Origin of the sequence: Hyphomicrobium sp. LHD-15 (assembly GCF_031157355.1) — a bacterium.
GTDB lineage: Bacteria > Pseudomonadota > Alphaproteobacteria > Rhizobiales > Hyphomicrobiaceae > Hyphomicrobium_C.
In genome coordinates this window covers 276,416-298,019 of record NZ_JAVIFT010000003.1, presented here as the reverse complement: position 1 = coordinate 298,019, position 21,604 = coordinate 276,416, and the positions used below count along the sequence as shown (strand labels likewise).

Annotated in this window: 18 protein-coding genes and 3 tRNA genes; 20 read left to right on the top strand and 1 reads right to left on the bottom strand. The window is 62.8% G+C overall.

Going from position 1 to position 21,604, the window contains the following annotated elements; all coding sequences use genetic code 11:
• Positions 1-235: 235 nt before the first annotated feature.
• Both sseA and RCO24_RS13415 read left to right on the top strand, forming a co-directional pair.
• The gene (sseA, locus tag RCO24_RS13420; RefSeq protein WP_308962771.1) at positions 236-1,108 is read left to right on the top strand and encodes a 3-mercaptopyruvate sulfurtransferase; all 873 of its coding nucleotides are present in this window, start codon (positions 236-238) and stop codon (positions 1,106-1,108) included.
• A gap of 116 nt (positions 1,109-1,224) precedes the next feature.
• Positions 1,225-1,911, top strand: coding sequence for a VWA domain-containing protein (locus RCO24_RS13415; protein WP_308962770.1), 687 nt, complete (start codon positions 1,225-1,227; stop codon positions 1,909-1,911).
• A 21-nt stretch (positions 1,912-1,932) separates the two neighbouring features.
• On the opposite strand, the gene RCO24_RS13410 is transcribed toward RCO24_RS13415, so the two are convergent.
• On the bottom strand, positions 1,933-3,486 hold the full coding sequence (locus tag RCO24_RS13410) for a glucan biosynthesis protein (protein WP_308962769.1): 1,554 nt from the start codon (positions 3,484-3,486) through the stop codon (positions 1,933-1,935).
• Between the two features lie 339 nt (positions 3,487-3,825).
• Between RCO24_RS13410 and RCO24_RS13405 the strand changes: the two genes are divergently transcribed.
• The 18 genes from RCO24_RS13405 to RCO24_RS13320 all read left to right on the top strand — a co-directional run bounded on the left by RCO24_RS13405 (position 3,826) and on the right by RCO24_RS13320 (position 21,602).
• Entirely contained in the window at positions 3,826-4,974 is a 1,149-nt protein-coding gene (locus RCO24_RS13405; protein WP_308962767.1) for an efflux RND transporter periplasmic adaptor subunit, read from the top strand.
• 64 nt (positions 4,975-5,038) lie between these two features.
• Complete coding sequence (locus RCO24_RS13400) at positions 5,039-8,224, top strand: multidrug efflux RND transporter permease subunit (protein ID WP_308962765.1); 3,186 nt, start codon at positions 5,039-5,041, stop codon at positions 8,222-8,224.
• Positions 8,225-8,554: 330 nt separating this feature from the next.
• Positions 8,555-8,639, top strand: a tRNA-Leu gene (locus RCO24_RS13395).
• An 85-nt stretch (positions 8,640-8,724) separates the two neighbouring features.
• Positions 8,725-10,080 (top strand): trigger factor, encoded by a 1,356-nt coding sequence (tig, locus tag RCO24_RS13390; protein ID WP_308962763.1) that lies wholly within the window; start codon positions 8,725-8,727, stop codon positions 10,078-10,080.
• Between the two features lie 243 nt (positions 10,081-10,323).
• Complete coding sequence (locus RCO24_RS13385; protein ID WP_308962762.1) at positions 10,324-10,971, top strand: ATP-dependent Clp protease proteolytic subunit; 648 nt, start codon at positions 10,324-10,326, stop codon at positions 10,969-10,971.
• Between the two features lie 419 nt (positions 10,972-11,390).
• Entirely contained in the window at positions 11,391-12,644 is a 1,254-nt protein-coding gene (clpX, locus tag RCO24_RS13380) for an ATP-dependent Clp protease ATP-binding subunit ClpX (RefSeq protein WP_308962761.1), read from the top strand.
• 290 nt (positions 12,645-12,934) lie between these two features.
• Positions 12,935-15,358 (top strand): endopeptidase La, encoded by a 2,424-nt coding sequence (gene lon, locus RCO24_RS13375; RefSeq protein ID WP_308962759.1) that lies wholly within the window; start codon positions 12,935-12,937, stop codon positions 15,356-15,358.
• Between the two features lie 356 nt (positions 15,359-15,714).
• Positions 15,715-16,077 (top strand): HU family DNA-binding protein, encoded by a 363-nt coding sequence (locus RCO24_RS13370; RefSeq protein ID WP_308962758.1) that lies wholly within the window; start codon positions 15,715-15,717, stop codon positions 16,075-16,077.
• Positions 16,078-16,147: 70 nt separating this feature from the next.
• Positions 16,148-16,909 (top strand): DUF4253 domain-containing protein, encoded by a 762-nt coding sequence (locus RCO24_RS13365; RefSeq protein WP_308962756.1) that lies wholly within the window; start codon positions 16,148-16,150, stop codon positions 16,907-16,909.
• 271 nt (positions 16,910-17,180) lie between these two features.
• Positions 17,181-17,255 (top strand) — tRNA-Val (locus RCO24_RS13360).
• 159 nt (positions 17,256-17,414) lie between these two features.
• Positions 17,415-17,930, top strand: a complete 516-nt coding sequence (locus RCO24_RS13355; RefSeq protein WP_308962755.1) for a DUF1993 domain-containing protein — start codon at positions 17,415-17,417, stop codon at positions 17,928-17,930.
• A 53-nt stretch (positions 17,931-17,983) separates the two neighbouring features.
• Positions 17,984-18,523 carry an AAA family ATPase gene (locus tag RCO24_RS13350; protein ID WP_308962754.1) on the top strand — a complete coding sequence of 180 codons (540 nt, stop codon included), beginning with the start codon at positions 17,984-17,986 and terminating at the stop codon, positions 18,521-18,523.
• Positions 18,524-18,690: 167 nt separating this feature from the next.
• A tRNA-Asp gene (locus RCO24_RS13345) sits at positions 18,691-18,767 on the top strand.
• Positions 18,768-19,116: 349 nt separating this feature from the next.
• Positions 19,117-19,482 carry an NADH-quinone oxidoreductase subunit A gene (locus tag RCO24_RS13340; protein WP_308962753.1) on the top strand — a complete coding sequence of 122 codons (366 nt, stop codon included), beginning with the start codon at positions 19,117-19,119 and terminating at the stop codon, positions 19,480-19,482.
• Positions 19,473-20,051, top strand: a complete 579-nt coding sequence (locus RCO24_RS13335; RefSeq protein WP_308962751.1) for an NADH-quinone oxidoreductase subunit B family protein — start codon at positions 19,473-19,475, stop codon at positions 20,049-20,051. Before RCO24_RS13340 ends, RCO24_RS13335 begins: the two co-directional genes overlap by 10 nt.
• 71 nt (positions 20,052-20,122) lie before the next feature.
• Complete coding sequence (locus tag RCO24_RS13330; RefSeq protein ID WP_308962749.1) at positions 20,123-20,719, top strand: NADH-quinone oxidoreductase subunit C; 597 nt, start codon at positions 20,123-20,125, stop codon at positions 20,717-20,719.
• Positions 20,716-21,150 carry a hypothetical protein gene (locus RCO24_RS13325; RefSeq protein ID WP_308962747.1) on the top strand — a complete coding sequence of 145 codons (435 nt, stop codon included), beginning with the start codon at positions 20,716-20,718 and terminating at the stop codon, positions 21,148-21,150. The genes RCO24_RS13330 and RCO24_RS13325 overlap by 4 nt, the downstream gene beginning before the upstream one ends.
• Positions 21,147-21,602, top strand: coding sequence for a thioesterase family protein (locus RCO24_RS13320; protein WP_308962746.1), 456 nt, complete (start codon positions 21,147-21,149; stop codon positions 21,600-21,602). Before RCO24_RS13325 ends, RCO24_RS13320 begins: the two co-directional genes overlap by 4 nt.
• The last annotated feature ends 2 nt before the right edge of the window (positions 21,603-21,604 follow it).

Genomic DNA, 21,604 nt, shown 5'->3' with positions numbered 1-21,604 from the left:
GGTTCCCACTTTTCCGGAAGCACTCTAGGGTACGCCGCAAACGTGTGGTTCAGGTGCGGTCAGGCTGGCCGAACCGCGTTGTTATCCCGTCGTTTTCGGGTTTGCCCCCACGGCCCAAGCTTGATTGGCCGAAGGGCAGCTTGTGGATGGCCGGGGCCAGCTAGCGAGGTGTTTCCGATCGGAGGATGGGCTGCCATCCAAGCGGAAGCATCGAGAGGTTTCCAAGGAGGATTTCGTGCCGGAGAGCGCAAAGAACTGGATTGTCGAGACGGATTGGCTTGCCGAGCATCTCGACGCGCCCGATCTCATCGTTTTCGACGGCTCCTGGCATTTGCCGAACTCGGGGCGGGACGCTAAGGCCGAGTACCTGGCCGAGCATATTCCGGGTGCGCTGTTCTTCGACATCGACGACCTCGTCGACGAGAAGTCGTCGTTGCCGCACATGCTGCCGCCGACGCCGAAGTTCGCCTCGCGCATGAAAAAGATGGGCGTGGGCGACGGCATGCGGATCGTGGTCTACGACAGCTACGGGCTGTTCTCGGCAGCGCGCGTGTGGTGGACATTCCGTGCCATGGGCCATCAGGATGTCGCGGTGCTGAACGGCGGCCTCAAGAAATGGAAGGCCGAGGGCCGTCCGCTCGAGGACATGGCGCCGGTGCCGCGCACGGCGCGTCACTTCACGCCGCTGCTCAACAACGAGCTGGTGCGCGATCTCGACGACATGAAGAGCTATGTCGCAAACGGCAAGACGCAGATCGTCGACGCGCGGCCCAAGGGGCGTTTTGAAGGCGCCGAAGCCGAGCCGCGTCCTGGGTTGCGCGCTGGGCACATCCCGGGTTCGAAGAGCGTTCCGTCGTCCACGATCGTGAATGCGGATGGTACCCTCAAGTCCAAGGACGAGCTGACGAAGATCTTCCGGGATGCCGGGATCGATCCGCAGCAGCCGGTGGTGACGACGTGCGGATCGGGCGTGACGGCTTCGATGCTGTCGCTCGCGCTCAGCGTGATCGGGCAAACCAATGCGGCGGTCTATGACGGTGCATGGGCGGAGTGGGGGCAAGAGGCGCTCGACACGCCGGTCGAAACCGGGCCTGCGAAGACGGGCTGACGCCGTTTCAAGTTCGGGCGGTTCTGATGATAGGATGGCGCGTGCGGGTTTCGGCCCGTGCGCGCCTTGCCGTTTTGCGGTGTTCGTTCCGCCTGCTCGAATTGGGGTGACGTCAGATGCGTTTCGTCTCGAGGATGATTGCGGGTTTTTGTGTCGCGCCGCTTCTTGCATGTGCGGCAACGGCTGCCGACGACGTGCGCTGTCTCGACGACGCCATGCTGGTGCTCGATGCGTCCGGCTCGATGGCAGGCACGGATATGAATGCCATGCGACCCCACATCGCCAAGGTGCGGGAGGCGCTGGCGGCGGTGGTGCCGGCGGTCGCGCCGAAACGCCATTTGGGGCTTATGGTCTATGGGCCAGGTTCGTTCGCGAAATGCGCGAACATCACCCTTCGGCTGCGGCCGGGACCGAATAGCGCCGAGACGATCATGGCCGAGGTCAACGGGGTCGTGCCGGCCGGGCAGACGCCGCTCACCAACTCCGTGCGGAAGGCTGCCGAGGAGCTGCGCTTTCGCTACAAGCCGGCAGTGGTCGTGCTGCTGACCGACGGGGAGGAGACTTGCGGCGAAGATCCGTGCCGCGCAGCGCGCGCACTCAAGGCGGAGGCCAGCGCGCTGACCATTCATGTCATCGGGTTCAAGGTTGCGGGTGCCGCAACGTGGCTTGCGCCGGGAACCGGCTCGGCCTGCATGGCGGCCGAAACCGGCGGGCTTGCGATTACCGCACACAACAAGGACGAATTGATCGACGCGCTGCGCAAGACGCTGACCTGCCCGCTCTACTCCGAGGCAGTTCGTTAGTGCTTCCGGACAAGTGCGACGTCAGGCGTCGGGGAAGTACTGGAAGACCCAGGTTTCGGTGAGCGCGCGGTTGCCCTGACGGAGATAGGCACGGAGGTCCACGGGCTCGTTGCCGGTTGCTTCGAGATCGAACAGCGCGCGCCAACGCTCGCGCTGATCCACCACCGGATGGCAGTAGGCATTGCTCAGGGTGCCGCGTGACGGCGTCACCACGATCTCGACGCCGTCGTCGCGTCCGAGGCCGCGGAACACGGCGCCCTGGAAGTCGATGACGAATTTTCTCACGCCCTCGGGCCGCTTGTGGCCAGGGCGACCGCCGAGACCGGTCCAGGTGGCAGTGGTCCTGGCGAGGTTTGCCGGGAACGGGATGTCGTCGAGCCAGCTCAGCCGGTAGTGAAAGCGGCGGCGCTCGCCGGCATTGAGCTTCTGTTTGGGGTACCAGTAGGCGGCGATGTTGTCGTGGATCTCGTCGTCGGTCGGGATTTCGAGAAGCTGGACCTCTCCTTCGCCGAACGGCTCCAGCGGTTCCACCCATACGGATGCGCGCCGCTCGTAGAACACGCTGTCGTCCAGATAGTGGACGAAGTCGCGATCGCGCTGGAGCAGGCCGAAGCCTCGGATGTTGTTGTCGACGAAGGCATTGCCCATGACGCGGGGCGGATTGTTCAACGGACGCCAAATGCGCTCGCCGGAGCCGGTCCAGATGGCGAGGCCGTCCGAGTCATGAATCTCGGGGCGCCAATCGACGACCTGGCGCCGGCTGGTCTCGCCGTACCAGTACATGCTGGAGAACGGGGCGACGCCGAGGCGGTTGATGTCGCGGCGGGCGAACAGCTCGGCCTCGATCTCCATGCCGATGCGGGCGATCTCGCGCTTGTCGAGGGAACGGCGGATCCGGAAGCGGTAGGCACCGGCGACGCTGGGGCTATCGAGGAGAGCGTAGAGGGTCATGCCCTCGTTTTCCGGCGTGTCGTTGTCGAGCCAGAAATCCGTAAAACGCGGGAATTCTTCCGGTGTTTGCAGTCCGGTGTCGATGGCGAGACCGCGCGCCGAGAGGCCGTACTGATTGTAAGGGCCGGCGGTGCGGAAATAGGAGGCGCCAAGGAACGCCAGCCAATCGGTCTTGAGGTCCGGGGCCATGACGCGAAACCCGGCAAAGCCGATCTCGGGCGGGAGCTTGCGGGCTGGATGATCGGCGGGCGTGTCGAACAGGTCGGGGCTATAGAGCACCTCATGGGCCTCTTCGCCGCGCACTAGGTGGACCTTGACGGTGTCGGGTGTCATGGCGCCGACATGAAAGAGCTGGACCGGCAATTTGCCGTCCTGGCCGATCCGCAGGCTCATGTCCGGGCGGAAGCGGATTTTCTGATAGGCGTCGTAATCAATCTGCGAAACGATTTCCGGGCTCACCTTCGGTGCCGGCTCGAAGGCGCGGGTGGCGGCCTCCTTGGCGCGATCCTGGAGCAGCGCGAACGAGAAGCGTTCGCCGGGCCCGAGCTTCAGGCCGCGTGTCATATTGCCGGCATTCGCCGCGGCGGCATGCGCCGAGCCGAGTACGCCGAGTTTTGTGGCCAATCCTGACGCCGTCATTCCGGCGAGGATTTGCCGCCGATCGAGCCCCGAGCCTTTCACTGTCGCACTTTCTTGTTTGTTTGATTTGCTGCTTGCGTTTCCCGCTCGTCCCCTAGCGCAGAATGGGATTTCTGGCCAGCGCGGGGCGCAAAATCGGGTCCTCCGGCGGAGCAGGTAGGCCGGGTTACCGGCTGCGGGAAAGTTCCCGTGCCACCCGCACCGCCGTTGGTGTGCAGAGGAAATGGATATTGCAACGCACTGTGCAATACCCTACCGATCTGTATATATATGAGGCCCATAAGGCTATTGGGACTGAAGGTCTGGGCGGAAACGAGGGGATTCATGCGCCGCTATTTCGATGTGCTCGGCATACTGTTGTTGCTGAGTGTGGCAAATTTCGTGTGTGTCCTCCCGGTTTCGGCGCAAGGACCGCCGGCTCCGGCCGTGACGGTCGCCCAACCGATCGCCAAACGGATCATCACCTGGGACGAATACTCGGGCCGTTTCGAGGCCGTCGAGACCGTCGAGGTGCGGCCTCGTGTTTCGGGCTTCGTCGACAAGGTTCATTTCAAGGACGGCCAGCTCGTCAAGGCGGGTGAACCGCTGTTCACCATCGATCCGCGGCCATTCGAAATCGCGGTGGAAAGCGCACGCGCCGAGATCGCGCGCGCAAAGGCGACGGTGGCATTGGCGCTGAGCGAGGTGGAGCGCGCCGCGCCGCTCGTGAAATCGGGGGCGGTGACCGAGCGCGACTTCACGCAGCGGAGTGCCAACCTCAGCGTGACGGAAGCACAGCTTCAGGTCGCGGAATCGAACCTCAAGACCGCAGAACTCAATCTCGAGTGGACGGTCGTCCAGGCGCCGATCTCTGGTCGCATTTCGGACCGGAAGGTCGATATCGGCAACCTCGTGATCGGCGGGGCGCAAGGCACGACGCTGCTCACCACCATCGTGTCGCTCGATCCGATCCACTTCATCTTCGATACGTCGGAAGCCGACTATCTGCGCTACAAGCGGCTCGGCCTCGCGGGCGCGCGCTCGGACTCGCAGGACGCGGCGAACCCGATCCGGCTCAAGCTTGCGGACGAGGCGGACTGGAGCCACGAGGGCCGCATGGACTTCCTCGACAACCAGTTCAATCCGCGCTCCGGCACCATGCGTGGACGCGCTATCCTTACCAACAAGGATCAGCTGTTCGCACCCGGGATCTTCGCGCGGCTTCGTCTGTTCGGCGGCGAGGTCGATGCACTTCTGATTCCCGACAGCGCGGTGGTGTCCGACCAGATGGCGAAGATCGTGTTCGTCGTCGGCGACGACGGGGTTGTGAAGGCGGTGCCGGTGACGCTGGGCCCGCTGTCGGAAGGACTGCGGGTCGTGCGGAGCGGGATCACGGCCAACGACAAGATCGTGCTCGACGGCCTTGCGAGCCCGTTCGTGCGGCCCGGCGCGAAGGTCGTGGCCCAGCCCGGCGAGATCAAACCCACACCGTGAGCGGATCAGCCGATCCGTTTAGGCGAAGAGATCACAGAAGGGCTTAGGCCCGCGGAAGAGTTTCATGCGCTTTTCACATTTCTTCATTGATCGACCGATCTTCGCCACCGTGCTGTCGGTGATCCTGACCATCGTCGGGGTGATCGCGGGCGCGTCGCTTCCGATCGCGGAATACCCTGAGATCGCGCCGCCGACCGTCAACATCACGGCGAACTATCCCGGCGCTTCGGCGTCAGTGATCGCCGAGACCGTCGCCGCGCCGATCGAGCAGGAGGTCAACGGCGTCGACAACATGCTCTACATCGTGTCGCAATCGACAGGTGACGGGCGGCTGTCGATCAGCGTGGTGTTCAAGCCGGGCACGGACATCGACCAGGCGCAGGTGCTGGTGCAGAACCGCGTCTCGATCGCGGAGCCGCGATTGCCGGAAGACGTGCGCCGTCTCGGCCTCACGGTGCTCAAGGCTTCGCCCGACCTGATGATGGTCGTGCATATGATCTCGCCTGACGGCTCGCGCGATCAGCAATACATCTCGAACTACGCGACACTCTACATCAAGGACCGGCTGGCGCGCATCGACGGCATCGGCGACAGCCGCGTGTTCGGCGCGCGCGACTACTCGATGCGCGTTTGGCTCGACCCGGCGAAGGTCGCCTCTCGCGATCTCACAGCTTCCGAGGTGGTGGCGGCGCTGCGCGCGGCCAACCTGCAGGTCGCGGCCGGCTCGATCAACCAGCCGCCTGCGTCCTCGCCGGGTGCGTTCACGCTCTCGGTTCATACGCTCGGCCGCCTGTCGACGGTGGAGCAGTTCGAGAACGTCGTCGTGAAGGCGGGTGAAGAAGGCGACGTGGTGCGCCTCAAGGATATCGCCCGCGTCGAGCTTGGCTCGCAGGACTACACCGTCAACGCCTATCTCTCGAACAAGGTCGCGACCGCCGTCGTGCTTTTCCAGCGGCCGGGCTCCAACGCGCTGGCAACGGCTGCGGCGGTGAAGGCCGAGATGCAGGAGCTGGCCAAGGGTTTCCCGTCGGGCGTCGGCTACACCATCGTCTACAACCCGACCGACTTCATCCGCTATTCGATCGACGCGGTGGTGGCGACCTTCATCGAGGCGCTGATCCTCGTCGTTCTGGTCGTCATCCTGTTCCTGCAGACGTGGCGTGCCGCGGTGATCCCGATTATCGCGATCCCGGTGTCGCTGGTCGGCTCGTTCGTGGTGATGGGGGCGCTCGGCATCTCGTTCAACTCGCTGTCGCTGTTCGGGCTGGTGCTCGCGATCGGCATCGTGGTGGACGACGCGATCGTCGTGGTCGAAAACGTCGAACGAAAGCTGTCCGAAGGGCTTGCGCCCAAGGAGGCCGCGCATCAGACCATGGACGAGGTCGGCGGCGCGCTGATCGCGATCACGGCGACGCTGATCGCGGTGTTCCTGCCGACGGCGTTCATCTCCGGCCTGCAGGGAACGTTCTACCGACAGTTCGCGATCACGATCGCGGCTTCGACGGCGATCTCGTGCTTCGTGTCGCTGACGCTGTCTCCGGCGCTCGCCGCGCTGCTGCTCAAGCCGCATGGCGATCATCATCAGAAGCAAAGCCTCGCCTCGCGCGTGATCGGGGCGCCGATCCGTCTCTTCTTCCGGGGGTTCAACAAGGCGTTCGACGGCCTCTCGCATGGATACGCCGGGCTCACCGGCCGCTTGATCCGGCTGCCGGTCATTCTGCTCGTGATCTACGGCGGGTTGCTGTTTCTCACCTTCGAGCGTCTGACCTCGACGCCGACCGGTCTCATTCCGCAGCTCGACCGCACCTACTTCATCACCGTGTTCCAGCTGCCGCCGGGCTCGACGCTCGATCGCACCGACGCAGTGGTGCGGAAGGCTTCCGACCTGATGCTCAAGCGTCCGGGCGTTTCGGATGCGGTGGCGTTCGCCGGCTTCGATGGCGCGACTTTCACAAACGCGCCGAATACGGCGGTGATCTTCGTGCGTCTCGCGAGCTTTGAGGATCGCATCAAGGCCGGCATCACCAAGGATCAGATCCTGAACGATCTGCGCGGGCAGATGGCGACGATCAAGGAAGCGTTCGCGTTCGTGATCGAGCCGCCTTCCGTGCCGGGTATCGGCACGGGCGGTGGTCTCAAGGGTTACGTGCAGGATCGCGGCGGGCGCGGGTATCCGGCGCTCGAAGGCGCGGCCTGGACGGTCGCGGGCGGCGCTGGGCAGGTTCCGGGTATCGTTCAGCCGTTCACGCTCTTCAATACGCGCACGCCGCAGATCTGGGCCGATATCGATCGCACCAAGGCCGAGCAGCTCGGCGTGCCGATCGGGCGCGTGTTCGATGCGCTTTCGATCTACATGGGCTCGTCGTTCGTCAACGACTTCAATATTCTGGGCCGCACGTACCGCGTGACGGCACAGGCCGACAATCCGTTCCGCGAAACGCTGCGGGATGTCGCCAACCTCAAGACACGCAGCGTCTCGGGCGACATGGTGCCGCTCGGGTCGGTGGCGACGTTCTCCGATACGACCGGTCCCTATCGCGTGCCGCGCTACAACCTGTTCCCGGCAGCGGAAGTTCAGGTTGGGCTCGCACGCGGGTTCTCGTCGGGACAGGGCATCGCCTCGATCGAGCACATCGTCGATACGGCGCTGCCGGCCGGGTTCGGGTTCGAATGGACCGAGATTGCGCTCCAGGAAAAGCTGGCCGGCAACACGGCGATCGTCGCGTTTGGGCTCGCGGTGGTGTTCGTGTTCCTGGTGCTGGCCGCGCTCTATGAGAGCTGGCTGCTGCCGCTTGCGGTCATCCTGATCGTGCCGATGTGTATTCTCGCAGCCATGCTCGGCGTCAACTACATGGGCCTCGACCGCAACATCCTGGTCGAGATCGGGCTCGTGGTGCTCGTCGGCCTCGCGGCCAAGAACGCCATTCTGATCGTCGAGTTCGCCAAGCAGGCGGAGGACAGTGGCATGAACCGCTTCGAGGCCGCCATCAGTGCGGCACGGACGCGTCTTCGGCCGATCCTCATGACGTCGCTCGCATTCATTCTGGGCGTGGTGCCGCTGGTGCTGGCAACGGGCGCGGGCGCGGAGATGCGTCAGTCGCTCGGCACGGCGGTGTTCTCGGGCATGCTTGGCGTGACGCTGTTCGGCCTGATCTTCACGCCGGTATTCTACGTGATCACCAGTGCGCTCGCGGGGCGGCGTGAGGCGGCGGCGACGGGGGAAGCCGATGCAACTCCGGCGGGACATTGAGGGACGGCAGCAGACAGCGGGCAACAGGCAGGCGCTCTTGAGTCCGTAGGGGAATGCCGTCTCTATGGACGCTGTCGTCTCGCGGCTTGCCCGCGCCGCTCCTCCTGTGGCGACGGAGAGCGGGGAATTCCTTGATCTTGGGGCGGAGGCCCCTGTATATGTGCCCATTCTGTCGCGGCCGTCTGGCCTCCGACCGGAGCCGGCATCCCTGATTTTGCTGGTCTGTCCGGGCTGGGCCGCGAAGTTCCCGGCGCTCGGTTGACGTGGGCTACGCTATTGATTTAGCGGATGTTTCGCGATCGGACTGCGGTCCGGCCGACGTGGCTCCAAGCGGGCGTGGCGGAATTGGTAGACGCACTGGATTTAGGTTCCAGCGGCGAAAGTCGTGGGGGTTCAAGTCCCTCCGCCCGCACCACGGACGGCATCGAGGAATTGAAGGTTTTAGGCGTCCGGAAAACGGGCGAACGGATTGAACGAGCTAGCGAAGGCAGCAGGACGTCATGCAGGTTACGGAAACGAGTTCGGAAGGCCTCAAGCGGAAGCTCAAGGTCGTGGTCGGAGCGGATGAGCTCGGCGAGCGCTTCACGGCGCATCTCGACAAGATCAAGGATCAGGTCCAGCTCAAGGGCTTCCGCAAGGGCAAGGTGCCGCTCGCGCACATCAAGAAGGTGTTCGGCCGTTCGGTCATGAACGACGTCCTGCAGGAGACGATCCGCGAGACCTCGAACAAGGCGATCGTCGACCGCAAGGAGCGCCCGGCGATGATGCCGGACATCGCGCTCGCGGAAGGCGCTTCCGGCATCGACAGCGTCGTCGACGGCAAGGCCGACCTCGCCTACGAGATGAGCTTCGAGGTGCTTCCCGAAGTCGAACTCGCCGATTTCAAGTCGCTCAAGCTCGAGCGACTGGTCGTCGACGTGGATGATGAGCAGCTCGACAAGGCACTTTCCGAGCTTGCCGACCGCAACCAGGCGTTCGAGGCCGAGGAAGGCCGCGCAGCCGGCGACGGCGATCGCGTGACTATCGATTTCACGGGCACCGTCGATGGCGTGGCCTTCGACCGCGGCTCGGGTGAGAACCTGCAGCTCGTGATCGGCAATGCCGGCTTCATTCCGGGCTTCGAGGAAGGCATCAAGGGCGCCAAGAAGGACGAAAGCCGCGACGTCAAGGCGACGTTCCCGGCCGAGTATCCGGTGGCCGATCTCGCCGGCAAGGACGCCGTGTTCGCGATCACCGTCAAGGAGGTCGAAAAGCCGGTCAAGGCCGAGATCAACGACGAGTTCGCCAAGTCGCTCGGCACTGAAGGGCTCGACAACCTGAAGAGCCTCGTCTCGGCCCAGATCAAGCGCGAGCTCGATCAGGCCTCGCGCCAGAAGATCAAGCGCGAGCTGCTCGATGCGCTGGAGACGGCGCATTCCTTCGAATTGCCGCCGACCCTTGTGGAGCGCGAATTCGAGGCCATATGGAAGCAGGTCACGGACGGCCTTCAGCGTGAGCAGAAGTCGTTCGCCGACGAGGGCAAGACCGAGGAAGAAGCCCGCGCCGAATACCGCAAGATTGCGGAGCGCCGCGTTCGTCTCGGTCTGGTGGTCGGAGAAATCGGCGACAAGAACAAGATCGAAGTCACCCAGGACGAGATGCGCCGCGCGCTCATGGAGCACGCCCGCCGCTTCCCCGGGCAGGAAAAGAACGTCTACGAATATTTCGAGAAGACGCCCGGTGCACTGCAGGAATTGCGCGCGCCGATCTTCGAGGACAAGGTCATCGACTTCGTACTCGAGCTTGCCAAGCCCGCCGAGAAGAAGGTTTCGCGGCAGGAGCTTCTGGACAGCCTCGAGAAGGTTGCCGAGGCATAGCGCTCGCGCATTTTCTGCGACGCACCAATGCGTGCGTCGCAGGGCAATGCGCTTCTCCCGCGGGTTTCGCGGCGGGGGGCTTGAAGTGGTGCGCGGCTATGCTGATGTGATGTGTCGCCGAGCTGCCGATTCGGGTGCTCAGCGCCTCGGCTTGTCCCGCGAGCGAGGCTAGTCGATAAGTTGATCGTGCTCCGGAAAGCGGTTTTGCACGTTTCCGGAAGCACACTGAGGAGCGAAGTCCACATGCGCGATCCCGTCGCCACAATCACCGGTTCCTTTTGGCCCATGGTCGTCGAACAGACGGCGCGTGGCGAGCGCGGCTACGATCTGCCGTCGCGGCTTCTGAAGGAACGCATCATCTTCGTGACGGGGCCGGTCGAAGATCAGATGGCTGCGTCGATTTGTATGCAGCTGCTCTTTCTCGAGGCGGAAAATCCGAAGAAAGAGATCTCCATGTACATCAACTCGCCCGGCGGCGTCGTGACTGCCGGCATGGCGATCTACGACACCATGCAGTTCGTGAAGCCGCCGATCGCCACTCTCTGCATCGGCCAGGCAGCCTCCATGGGTTCGCTGCTGCTTTGCGCTGGGCACAAGGACATGCGCTATGCGCTGCCGAACGCCCGCATCATGGTTCACCAGCCTTCGGGCGGGTTTTCGGGTCAGGCTTCCGATATCGAGCGGCATGCCGAAGATATCATTAAGATGAAGCGTCGTCTCAACGAGGTTTACGTCAAGCATACTGGCCAGCCGTATGAGATGATCGAGAAGACGCTCGATCGCGATTACTTCATGACTGCTGATCAGGCCAAGGATTTCGGGCTCATCGACCGCGTTTTGAACCAGCGCGAAGATGTCGATCCGAAGATCGGCGAAGCTAAGCCAGCGTAATATCTCAATATTATTACGCTTTGCGCGGCGGCGGTGTGCCCCACCGTCGCACCCGCCCCTGTTTTCGGTGGACTTGCCCAGACTTTGCTATGCTCCCTCTCCGAGCGGGGCAGTCGGGTCTGGGTGCCACGTTGGGGCCACGTAAGCTTGGCGAAATAGGGTCGCTCTCTTAATGCGCCTTGTCTGCTTGGCTTTCCGGCGTCAACACTGTGGTAATCAGGTCCGGATGATCGGATTGGGGGCGGGAGAGACGTTAATCGAATCTTGATCTCGGGAACGCTAGCGTGTTGAGATTGGGTGTAACAGTTTTGTGTGCTTCGCGGCGGGCTTGCGCCGAAGATGCTCCGAGAGGCCTTCGCAGGTCTCGAAATGCTCCGTGTTTCCGGGGCTTACTTCCTGACTGCGGGTGAGAGAACAGAATGGCTCAGGAAAAGAACACCCTTTACTGCTCTTTCTGCGGAAAAAGCCAGCATGAGGTCAGGAAGCTGATCGCCGGACCGACGGTATTCATCTGCGATGAATGCGTCGAGCTGTGCATGGATATCATCCGTGAAGAGAACAAGAATACGCTCGTCAAATCGCGTGATGGCGTGCCGACACCGCAGGAAATCTGCACGGTGCTCGACTCCTATGTGATCGGCCAGTTCCACGCCAAGCGCGTGCTGTCGGTGGCCGTCCATAATCATTACAAGCGGCTCAACCATGCCGCGAAGAACAACGACGTCGAACTCGCGAAGTCGAACATCCTGCTTGTCGGTCCTACGGGCTGCGGCAAGACGCTGCTCGCCCAGACGCTGGCGCGTATCCTCGATGTGCCGTTCACGATGGCGGACGCGACGACGCTCACGGAAGCCGGCTACGTCGGCGAGGACGTCGAGAACATCATCCTGAAGCTTCTGCAGAACGCCGACTACAACGTCGAGCGCGCACAGCGCGGCATCGTCTACATCGACGAGATCGACAAGATCAGCCGCAAGTCCGACAACCCGTCGATCACGCGGGATGTCTCGGGCGAAGGCGTGCAGCAGGCGCTGCTCAAGATCATGGAAGGCACGGTTGCCAGCGTTCCGCCGCAGGGCGGTCGCAAGCATCCGCAGCAGGAGTTCCTGCAGGTCGATACCTCGAACATCCTGTTCATCTGCGGCGGCGCGTTTGCCGGTCTCGAGAAGATCATCGCGCGCCGCGGCAAGGGCACGTCGATCGGCTTCGGCGCCCGCGTCATGGGCCCGGACGAGCGGCGCACCGGCGAGGTGTTGCGCGAGGTCGAGCCCGAGGATCTGCTGAAGTTCGGTCTGATTCCGGAGTTCATCGGCCGTCTGCCCGTGATCGCGACGCTCGAGGATCTCGACGAGGCTGCTCTCGTTCAGATCCTGTCGGAGCCGAAGAACGCGCTCGTCAAGCAGTACCAGCGGCTGTTCGAGATGGAAGACGTCAAGCTCACGCTGACGCAGGATGCGCTCAAGGGCATCGCCCGCAAGGCGATCGAGCGCAAGACCGGCGCCCGCGGCTTGAGGTCCATCATGGAAGGCATTCTGCTCGACACCATGTTCGATCTGCCGGCGCTCAAGGGCGTCGAGGAAGTCGTGATCGGACCTGAGGTCGTGGAAGGTGGCGCGCGGCCGCTCAGGATCTACTCCGACCGGGCCGAAGAGAAGGGCTCGACGGCTTCCTGAGGCGCGCTCTGAACCGGAGATTGCCTCTCCAAGAGGCATGCGTGAACGTGGGCACCGGAAGGTGCCCACAGCGCAGCGGGGAAGCGGGGCCCATTATTGATAAGGCCGGGGACCATCCCCATCTTTCCTCAGCGCCGCTATCCCGTGATCTTTCTCGGTCCCGGGGATCTCATACGAAAGATGCGACGTGGGTTTTCCGGATTCGGCCATATTACGGCGGGCCTCCGGGGCTAGACTGGGTTCGTGCGCTTCTTACGGTAGCGTAATGCAACGCTAAATGGGTGACGATGATGAGCGAAGAAAAGCAGTCAAAGGAAAAGCCGGGCGCCCGGGATCATTACCCCGTGCTGCCGCTGCGCGACATTGTCGTGTTCCCCTACATGATCGTGCCGTTGTTCGTCGGCCGCGAGAAATCGATCAACGCGCTCGAGGAAGTGATGCGCGCCGACAAGCATATCCTGCTTGCCGCGCAGAAGAACGCTGGCGACGACGATCCGGCGACGGATGCGATCTATCAGGTCGGCACGCTTGCCTCCGTGCTGCAGCTCCTCAAGCTGCCGGACGGCACCGTCAAGGTGCTCGTCGAGGGCACGGCGCGCGCCAAGGTGCTGCGCTACACCGACAACGCCAATTATTTCGAAGCCGAGGTCGAGCGGATCTCGGAGCAGATCGGCACCAAGGCCGAGATCGAGGCGCTTGCGCGCTCGGCCGTGTCGCAGTTCGAAAACTACGTCAAGCTCAACAAGAAGATCTCGCCTGAAGTGCTCGGCACCGTCGCGCAGATCGAAGATTATTCGAAGCTCGCCGACACCATCGCCTCGCATCTCGCGGTGAAGATCGCGGACAAGCAGGACGTGCTCGAGACGACGACGGTCTCCGACCGGCTCGAGAAGGTCTACACGCTCATGGAGAGCGAGATCTCCGTGCTGCAGGTGGAGCGCAAGATCCGTTCGCGCGTGAAGCGCCAGATGGAGAAGACGCAGCGCGAGTACTATCTGAATGAGCAGATGAAGGCCATTCAGAAGGAACTCGGCGACACCGAAGAGCGCGATGATATCGCCGAGTTCGAGGAGAAGATCGACAACACCAAGCTGTCGAAGGAAGCCAAGGACAAGGCCACTGCCGAGCTCAAGAAGCTCAAGCAGATGAGCCCGATGTCGGCTGAAGCGACGGTGGTGCGCAACTACCTCGACTGGCTGCTCTCTATCCCGTGGGGGATCAAGGGCAAGGTCAAGAAGGATCTGGAAGAGGCGCAGCTGGTGCTCGACGCCGAGCACTACGGCCTCGAGAAGGTCAAGGAGCGCATCCTCGAGTATCTGGCGGTGCAGGCGCGCACCAACAAGCTCAAGGGCCCGATCCTGTGCCTCGTCGGTCCGCCCGGCGTCGGCAAGACTTCGCTCGGCAAATCGATCGCCAACGCAACGGGCCGCGAGTTCGTGCGCATGAGCCTCGGTGGCGTGCGCGACGAAGCGGAAATCCGTGGACACCGCCGCACCTACATCGGCTCGATGCCCGGCAAGGTCATCCAGTCGATGAAGAAGGCGAAGCGGACCAATCCGCTGTTCCTCTTGGACGAGATCGACAAGATGGGCCAGGACTTCCGCGGCGACCCCGCGGCGGCGCTGCTCGAGGTTTTGGATCCGGAGCAGAACGGTAGCTTCAACGATCACTATCTCGAGGTCGACTACGATCTCTCGAACGTGATGTTCGTGACCACGGCCAACACGCTCAACATTCCGCCGGCCCTCATGGACCGCATGGAGATCATCCGTCTCGCCGGTTACACGGAAGACGAGAAGGTCGAGATCGCGAAGCGCCATCTGCTCACCGAGCAGCAGCAGGCGCACGGGCTCGAGACTGGCGAGTGGGTGGTCGAGGACGGCGCGTTGCTGGAATTGATCCGCCGCTATACGCGTGAAGCCGGCGTGCGCTCGCTCGAGCGTGAAGTCGCCAAGCTCGCGCGCAAGGCGGTGAAGGAGATCCTGACCTCCGACAAGAAGAAGGTCGTCGTCACGGCTGAGAACGTCAGCGATTACCTCGGCGTTCCGAAGTACCGCTACGGCGAGGCCGAACTCGAGGACCAGATCGGCATCGTGACGGGTCTCGCGTGGACGGAAGTCGGCGGCGAGCTGCTCACCATCGAAGGCGTCATGATGCCCGGCAAGGGTCGCATGACGGTGACCGGCAACCTGCGCGACGTGATGAAGGAATCGATCCAGGCCGCGAATGCCTATGTGCGCTCGCGCTCGGTCGAGTTCGGCATTCCGCCGAGCCTGTTCGAGAAGAAGGACATCCACGTGCACGTGCCGGAAGGCGCGACGCCGAAGGACGGTCCCTCGGCCGGTGTCGCAATGGCGACGGCGATCATCTCGGTTCTCACCGGCATCCCGGTCCGCAAGGACGTGGCGATGACAGGCGAGATCACGCTGCGCGGCCGCGTGTTGCCGATCGGCGGCTTGAAGGAGAAGCTGCTCGCAGCGCTGCGCGGCGGCATCAAGACGGTGCTGATCCCCGAGGACAACGTCAAGGATCTCGCCGAGATCCCGGAAGAGGTGAAGAAGAAGCTCGAACTGGTTCCGGTTGCGCGCATGGAAGACGTGGTCAAGACCGCGCTCGTGCGTGTGCCGGAAGCGATCCAGTGGGACGAGCAGGCTGAAGCTGCGGCTGTGAAGGCCGACGGAGATCCTGCGAGCTCGCGCGTAACCGCTCACTAGCTTTGATTTGTCGAACGTGCTTCCGGAGACCCATGTTTCCGGAAGCGCGCACGGCGAACACCAACCTAGTCGTGTGCCGTGTTGCTCCGAGTGAGGATAATCTCACGCGCGCGGACGTGCCCCGAGAAAAATCTTTCTGATTGAACGACGTGTGGGTGGCTTTTGCGGATTTTATACCGCGAAAAAGGCCGCCCGAATTTGCATGGTTAATTCTCTGTGTGCGTCTGAGTAGTTTCAAGGCGGCGTGATGCTCGGATAGGCCGATTTTTAAGGCTTAAAGGGGCTTTTTGCCCCTTGACGAGCCCCGTCTTTAGGGGCTTTTGTGCGCCCACACTCACCGATGAAGGGTGCTTCCAATGCGAAGTGCGTGTCGGTGTGCGCGCCAGGAGCGCGATCTCCAGCCACCCTGGACGTCAGAATTTTATTCCAGTCACGAGGACGGAAAAATGAGCAAGAAAGATTTGATCGACGCCGTTGCCAAGGAAACCGAGCTTACGAAGGAAAAGGCTGGGGTCGCCGTCGATGCAGCGCTCGCGCACATCAGAAACTCGCTGAAGAACGGCGATGAAGTGCGCATTCCCGATTTCGGTACCTTCAAGGTCACGAGCCGCAAGGCGCGTGAGGGCCGTAACCCGGCGACCGGCGCGACGATCAAGATCCCGGCTTCGAAGGTTCCCAAGTTCACGCCGTCCAAGGGCCTCAAGGATGCGCTGAACTAAGCGCTTCCGCCTCTTCACGGGCAGTCAAAGAGGGGCTTTACGCCCCTCTTATTTTTTGGGGACAGCACAGATGTCGTTCGACATAAAGCCCGCCGGGCATGAGTTGGCGTACGGACATGCGCCGTTTCCGTTCGTCGCCGTCGATGGAGCCAGCGCAATGGCGACGTACGCCGGGCTCCGGGCCGGATGGCAGGACGCAAGCCCCGTCATCTGGGGCACCAGCGAGGAAGCCTCGCGCCTGTTCGAGCTTTACGGCGAGGAGCCGGAGAATACCGCCGAAGCGAGCTTGGCCGCCGCCAAGGGAAAATCCGCAGCGGAGCTGATGGACGCCCATTCTGCGGCCCGGTACGCGAGCCTCGCGGCCTGGTACGCGAAGCGCGGCGAGACCGCACCGAAAGTCGAGGACGAGCTGCCGCCGCGGGGCGCTTGGCCGCAAGATGCCTATCCGCATCAGGTTCCGCTGAGCTTGATCGACGTGGTGACGGGCCGGCCCAAGGAGGAGGTGCTGATCGGACTCGTTCCGACGGTGCGCACTTGGGAAATTCCGGCGTTTCATGGTTTCGGCGACTGGAATGCGTGTCCGTCTCCCTCCATTCACGTGGCGATCGCGCGGGAGTGGGCGGAACGCTACGGGGCGCGCCTGATCGCGAATACGTCCGACGTCATCGAGTTCGAGGTGGAGCGCCCGATCGCGTCGCGGGACGAGGCGCTCGCGGTTGCGGAGCTGCAGTACCGCTATTGCGGCGATATCGTTCATCAGGGAACCGGGACCATCGAGGCTTTGGCCGCGAGCCTGATCGGTGCGAAATACTGGTTTTTCTGGTGGGACTAGAGCGAGAACCCCGACGATTCACGCTTTGGACTCTTCCGGTGCTGCCGATTCACGCCGCGTCCGGTAGGGGACGCGACGATCGGAGCGCGTGGGTCCAAAGCGATCGTGGTAGCCTCTTGTGAGACCGACGATTCACGTTTCAGGCTGATAGGGCCTGAAACGATCGTGGTCTAAACGCTTGCGCAGCGTGCGAGAGGCCGCTAATCGTGGCGCTTCGTTTTGCTCGCAAGCGGTTTGGTCGATGGACCAAGAGACGTAGGACGAGTTTTACGGGCGGTTAGCTCAGTGGTAGAGCGCTTCGTTTACACCGAAGATGTCGGGAGTTCGACCCTCTCACCGCCCACCATTTTTTCAGTGACACAAGCTGTGAGAAGCTTCGATCAAGCTGCCTTGTGCTCTGTGGATGACCGGCGCAGTCCATGCGGAGCATGGCTTCGCCATGACCGCCGGGTCGCCTTGCTCCCCGACCCGTTGGGTCGAAGATACGTTCCAGTAGGGAAATCTCATGTCCATCACGATGTACGAGATCGCGGTTCCGAGCTTCACCAAGCATCTCGAGGCGCTCGATGCGATCCTCGACAAGGCCGCGGCCTACGCCGAAGCCAAGAAGATCGATCCCGAGACGTTGCTGACGGCGCGCCTTTACCCGGACATGTACACGTTCAGGAAGCAGGTGCAGTCGGCGTGCGATTTTGCGAAGCTTTCAGTCGCTCGTCTCGCCGGGCTTACGCCGCCGGTGCACGACGACAGCGAGAAGAGCTTCGACGATCTCAAGGGGCGCATCGCCGAGACGCTGGCGGTGCTGGCGGAGGCCAAGCCCGGGGTGATGGAAGCTGCGGCGGATCGCGAGATCGCGATCAAGGCCGGCCCGCGCGAACTCAAATTCACGGGACGGGAGTATCTCCTGCACTTCGCGCTGCCCAACTTCTATTTCCATTGCGCAACCGCGTACGGGATCCTGCGCCATAACGGCCTCGATATCGGGAAGCGCGATTTCATGCGTCGCATGCCTCCGGCATGACATGCGCCGCATGCCTCCGACATGACGCGAGGCATCAGGCAGCAGGCAGGGAATTGGGGTTTGAGCGCTTCATCGTTGTGACCGGCGGGCCGGGCTCAGGCAAGAGCACGCTGATCGAAGCGCTGGCCAAGACCGGCCTCGCCCGCATGCCTGAAGCGGGCCGAGCCATCATTCAGGATCAGGTTTCGATTGGCGGTACGGCGCTTCCTTGGGGAGATCGGCTCGCGTTCGCCGAGCTGATGCTTGGTTGGGAGCTGCGTTCCTATCGAGAGGCGGAAGCCCACGTCGGCCCTGTGCTGTTCGATCGGGGCATCCCGGATGTCGTCGGCTATCTCGAGTTGTCGGGATTGCCGGTCGGTGCGCATGTCGCGCGGGCCGCCGATCGCTATCGCTACAGGCGGGAGGTGTTCATCGCGCCTCCCTGGCCGGACATCTTCACCCAGGACGCCGAGCGGAAGCAGACGATCGAAGAGGCCGAGGCGACCTATCACGCTCTGGTTCGGGTCTACTCAGACCGTGGGTACGATCTCGTGCCTTTGCCGTTGGCGCCGGTGTCGGAGCGGGTGGCCTTCATGCAGGCCAGGATCAGCTAACGCTTGGTTTTTCAGGCTCCTCGCACCCCTGACTATGAGGATTTGGACAAAAGGGTAAAATCAGCAAAAATAGGCGTTCGGGGTCGCTTGACTTAGCGCCCGCGAACACGTATTTCGACGCTTCGCTTTTGCGTCGGCCCGCCGTTTTCGGCGCCCCGACGTGGATTGCGGGAGTAGCTCAGTTGGTTAGAGCGCCGCCCTGTCACGGCGGAGGCCGCGGGTTCAAGTCCCGTCTCTCGCGCCACTTTTTCTCAATGACTCAAGCTGAGAGAAGCTTCGCTCAATGGGCGGGGTGGCTCTGTGGATGGCCGGCGCAGTCCATGCTGAGCATGGCTTCGCCATGACCGCCGCGGGCGCAGTCGCGCCCCGCAGTCCAAACTGCACGAAGCAGCCTGGACTGAAACAGGGCGGTGTTTGGGCTTGGGACGCGAGTCTCAAGTCGTTCATCTGACTGCAAGAGTCGGATATTGACCGCTGCACAACGTAGCGGATTTGTTCGTTGGTATCTGTTGCGTGCCCGCGCCCCGATGGGTTAACACCGGAGCAGCGATATCGCGTTGCGATAAGTCCTCGTTCCCGAATGGGTGGACTTGATGAACGACCTGCTCACCGACTATCTGCCGCTTGCCGTTTTCATCGGCGTGGCTCTCGCCATTGGCGGGGCCCTCATGATCGCGCCGTTCCTGGTGGCGGTTCGAAATCCGGACCCCGAAAAGGTTTCGGCCTACGAATGCGGCTTCAATGCCTTCGACGACGCGCGCATGAAATTCGACGTGCGCTTCTACCTCGTCTCGATCCTCTTCATCATCTTCGACCTCGAGATTGCCTTCCTGTTTCCGTGGGCGGTGGCCTTCGGTGACATCGGCCTCTACGGCTTCTGGTCGATGATGCTGTTCCTCGGCGTGCTCACAGTGGGCTTCATCTACGAGTGGAGAACGGGAGCGCTCGAATGGGATTGATCGTTCCGCCAGAATTTGCGTTCGACAAGGTCAAGGAAGGCGCCGGCGGCGCCTCGGGCTCGCTGGTGAAGCCTGGCGATCCGTTCTTTACGGATCTCTCGAACGAGCTTGGCGACAAGGGCTTTCTCGTCACCTCGACCGACGACCTGATCAACTGGGCGCGCACCGGCTCGCTGATGTGGATGACGTTCGGGCTCGCGTGCTGCGCCGTCGAGATGATGCAGGCGTCGATGCCGCGCTATGATCTCGAGCGCTTCGGTTTTGCGCCGCGCGCTTCGCCTCGCCAGTCGGACGTGATGATCGTCGCCGGCACGCTGACCAACAAGATGGCGCCTGCTTTGCGCAAGGTCTACGACCAGATGCCGGAGCCGCGCTACGTCATTTCGATGGGCAGCTGTGCCAACGGCGGCGGCTACTACCACTATTCCTACGCTGTCGTGCGTGGTTGCGATCGCATCGTGCCGGTGGATGTCTATGTGCCGGGTTGCCCGCCGACGGCGGAAGCGCTGGTCTATGGCGTGCTGCTCCTGCAGCGGAAGATCCGGCGCACCGGAACGATCGAGAGATAGGCAACGGGCAGCAGGCAGGCAGCCTGTTGTCGACCTGCCCGTTGCCAGCTGCCTGCTGCCAGGACCAAAACATGCTGACCGAACTCGAAGCGCACATCACGTCCAAGCTCAGAGACAAGGTTCTCGACCGGCGCATTGCGGTCGGCGAGCTGACGATCACGGTGCCCGTGGCGGATATTTCCGACGTGCTGACGTTCCTGCGCGACGACAAGGCCTGCCGCTTCGAGGTGCTGATCGACCTCTGCGGCGTCGACTGGCCGGCGCGGGCGCTTCGCTTCGACGTCGTCTATCACCTGCTTTCGCCGCGTAAAAATCAACGCATCCGGGTGAAAGTTCATACCGACGAGGAGACGCCGGTTCCGAGCGTCATCGACGTGTTCCCGGCCGCCAACTGGTACGAGCGCGAAGCCTTCGACATGTACGGCATCCTGTTCTCGGGACATCCGGATCTGCGCCGGCTGCTGACGGATTACGGCTTCCAGGGCTATCCGCTGCGCAAGGATTTCCCGCTCACGGGATACGTTGAGGTTCGCTACGACGACGGCGCCAAGCGCGTCGTCTACGAGCCAGTGAAGCTGGTGCAGGAATTCCGTTCGTTCGATTTCGAAAGCCCCTGGGAAGGGTCGAACTACGGCTTGCCGGGAGATGAGAAGGCGGGGCCGTCATGAGCCTCGATGCCGAGCGTCTCGCGCAGATCAACGCGAACGTCGAGTTCGCCTTGCAGGAGTTTCGCGAGCTTGCCGACAAGGATGTCACGCTCGATGCGGAGTCGGTTGCGTGGGTCGAGGGGTTCGTCGAAAGCGCGCGCGGGCGCTATCTCGGCGTCGACGGCGGCGTGCCGGAGGGTCTGATCGGATTGATCGGCAGCTATCTCGGTGAAGCGATCATCGCCGAAACCGGTGGGCAGTGGACGGAGGACGACGCGGGCGGGCTCGGCGTCGCATTTCCAAACGGCGATGCGGTCTATCCGTTCACCAAAGTCCGGAAACAGTTCGAGCAGGGTGTCGCGGGCGGCGAGTCGATCCTGAGCTTCTACACGGTAGCGGTCAGCTACATTGCGGTCGGCGGGTTACGCGAATCTGCTGGTGGCATATCATGAAAGCGACGCTCGAGCCCGGCGCCAAGACCCAGCTGGTGTTCGTCGTTCCCGTCGAAAAGACGGTGCCGCGCCTCTATCCGGAATCGGCTGATTTCCGCGCCATGCCGGACGTGTTCGCGACCGGCTTCATGGTCGGCCTGATGGAGTGGGCGTGCCTCGAGGTGCTGAAGCCGTATCTCGACATCGGCGAGGGCTCGCTGGGCATTCACGTCAACGTTTCGCACGGCGCGGCGACGGTACCCGGGCAGACTGTCACGGTCGATGCCGAGTGCACCGGCGTGCAGGGGCGGCGGGTTGCCTTCAAAGTGACGGCGCACGATGGCGTCGAGGTGATCGGCGCGGGCACCCACGAGCGCATGATTGTGCCGTGGGACCGCTTTGTCGCGCGCGTCAACGAAAAGGCTAAACAGGCGGGCGTTGCGCCGATTCCGAGCCTGGACGCGGGAGCGTGAGC

Bases quoted from the DNA above. Each gene is read 5' to 3' on its own strand.
- RCO24_RS13405 (WP_308962767.1), top strand. From the start codon at position 3,826: ATGCGCCGCTATTTCGATGTGCTCGGCATACTGTTGTTGCTGAGTGTG.
- tig (WP_308962763.1), top strand. From the start codon at position 8,725: ATGCAGGTTACGGAAACGAGTTCGGAAGGCCTCAAGCGGAAGCTCAAG.
- lon (WP_308962759.1), top strand. From the start codon at position 12,935: ATGAGCGAAGAAAAGCAGTCAAAGGAAAAGCCGGGCGCCCGGGATCAT.
- RCO24_RS13330 (WP_308962749.1), top strand. From the start codon at position 20,123: ATGCTGACCGAACTCGAAGCGCACATCACGTCCAAGCTCAGAGACAAG.
- RCO24_RS13370 (WP_308962758.1), top strand. From the start codon at position 15,715: ATGCGAAGTGCGTGTCGGTGTGCGCGCCAGGAGCGCGATCTCCAGCCA.
- RCO24_RS13385 (WP_308962762.1), top strand. From the start codon at position 10,324: ATGCGCGATCCCGTCGCCACAATCACCGGTTCCTTTTGGCCCATGGTC.
- RCO24_RS13340 (WP_308962753.1), top strand. From the start codon at position 19,117: ATGAACGACCTGCTCACCGACTATCTGCCGCTTGCCGTTTTCATCGGC.
- RCO24_RS13400 (WP_308962765.1), top strand. From the start codon at position 5,039: ATGCGCTTTTCACATTTCTTCATTGATCGACCGATCTTCGCCACCGTG.
- RCO24_RS13325 (WP_308962747.1), top strand. From the start codon at position 20,716: ATGAGCCTCGATGCCGAGCGTCTCGCGCAGATCAACGCGAACGTCGAG.
- clpX (WP_308962761.1), top strand. From the start codon at position 11,391: ATGGCTCAGGAAAAGAACACCCTTTACTGCTCTTTCTGCGGAAAAAGC.
- RCO24_RS13355 (WP_308962755.1), top strand. From the start codon at position 17,415: ATGTCCATCACGATGTACGAGATCGCGGTTCCGAGCTTCACCAAGCAT.
- RCO24_RS13365 (WP_308962756.1), top strand. From the start codon at position 16,148: ATGTCGTTCGACATAAAGCCCGCCGGGCATGAGTTGGCGTACGGACAT.
- RCO24_RS13415 (WP_308962770.1), top strand. From the start codon at position 1,225: ATGCGTTTCGTCTCGAGGATGATTGCGGGTTTTTGTGTCGCGCCGCTT.
- RCO24_RS13335 (WP_308962751.1), top strand. From the start codon at position 19,473: ATGGGATTGATCGTTCCGCCAGAATTTGCGTTCGACAAGGTCAAGGAA.
- RCO24_RS13320 (WP_308962746.1), top strand. From the start codon at position 21,147: ATGAAAGCGACGCTCGAGCCCGGCGCCAAGACCCAGCTGGTGTTCGTC.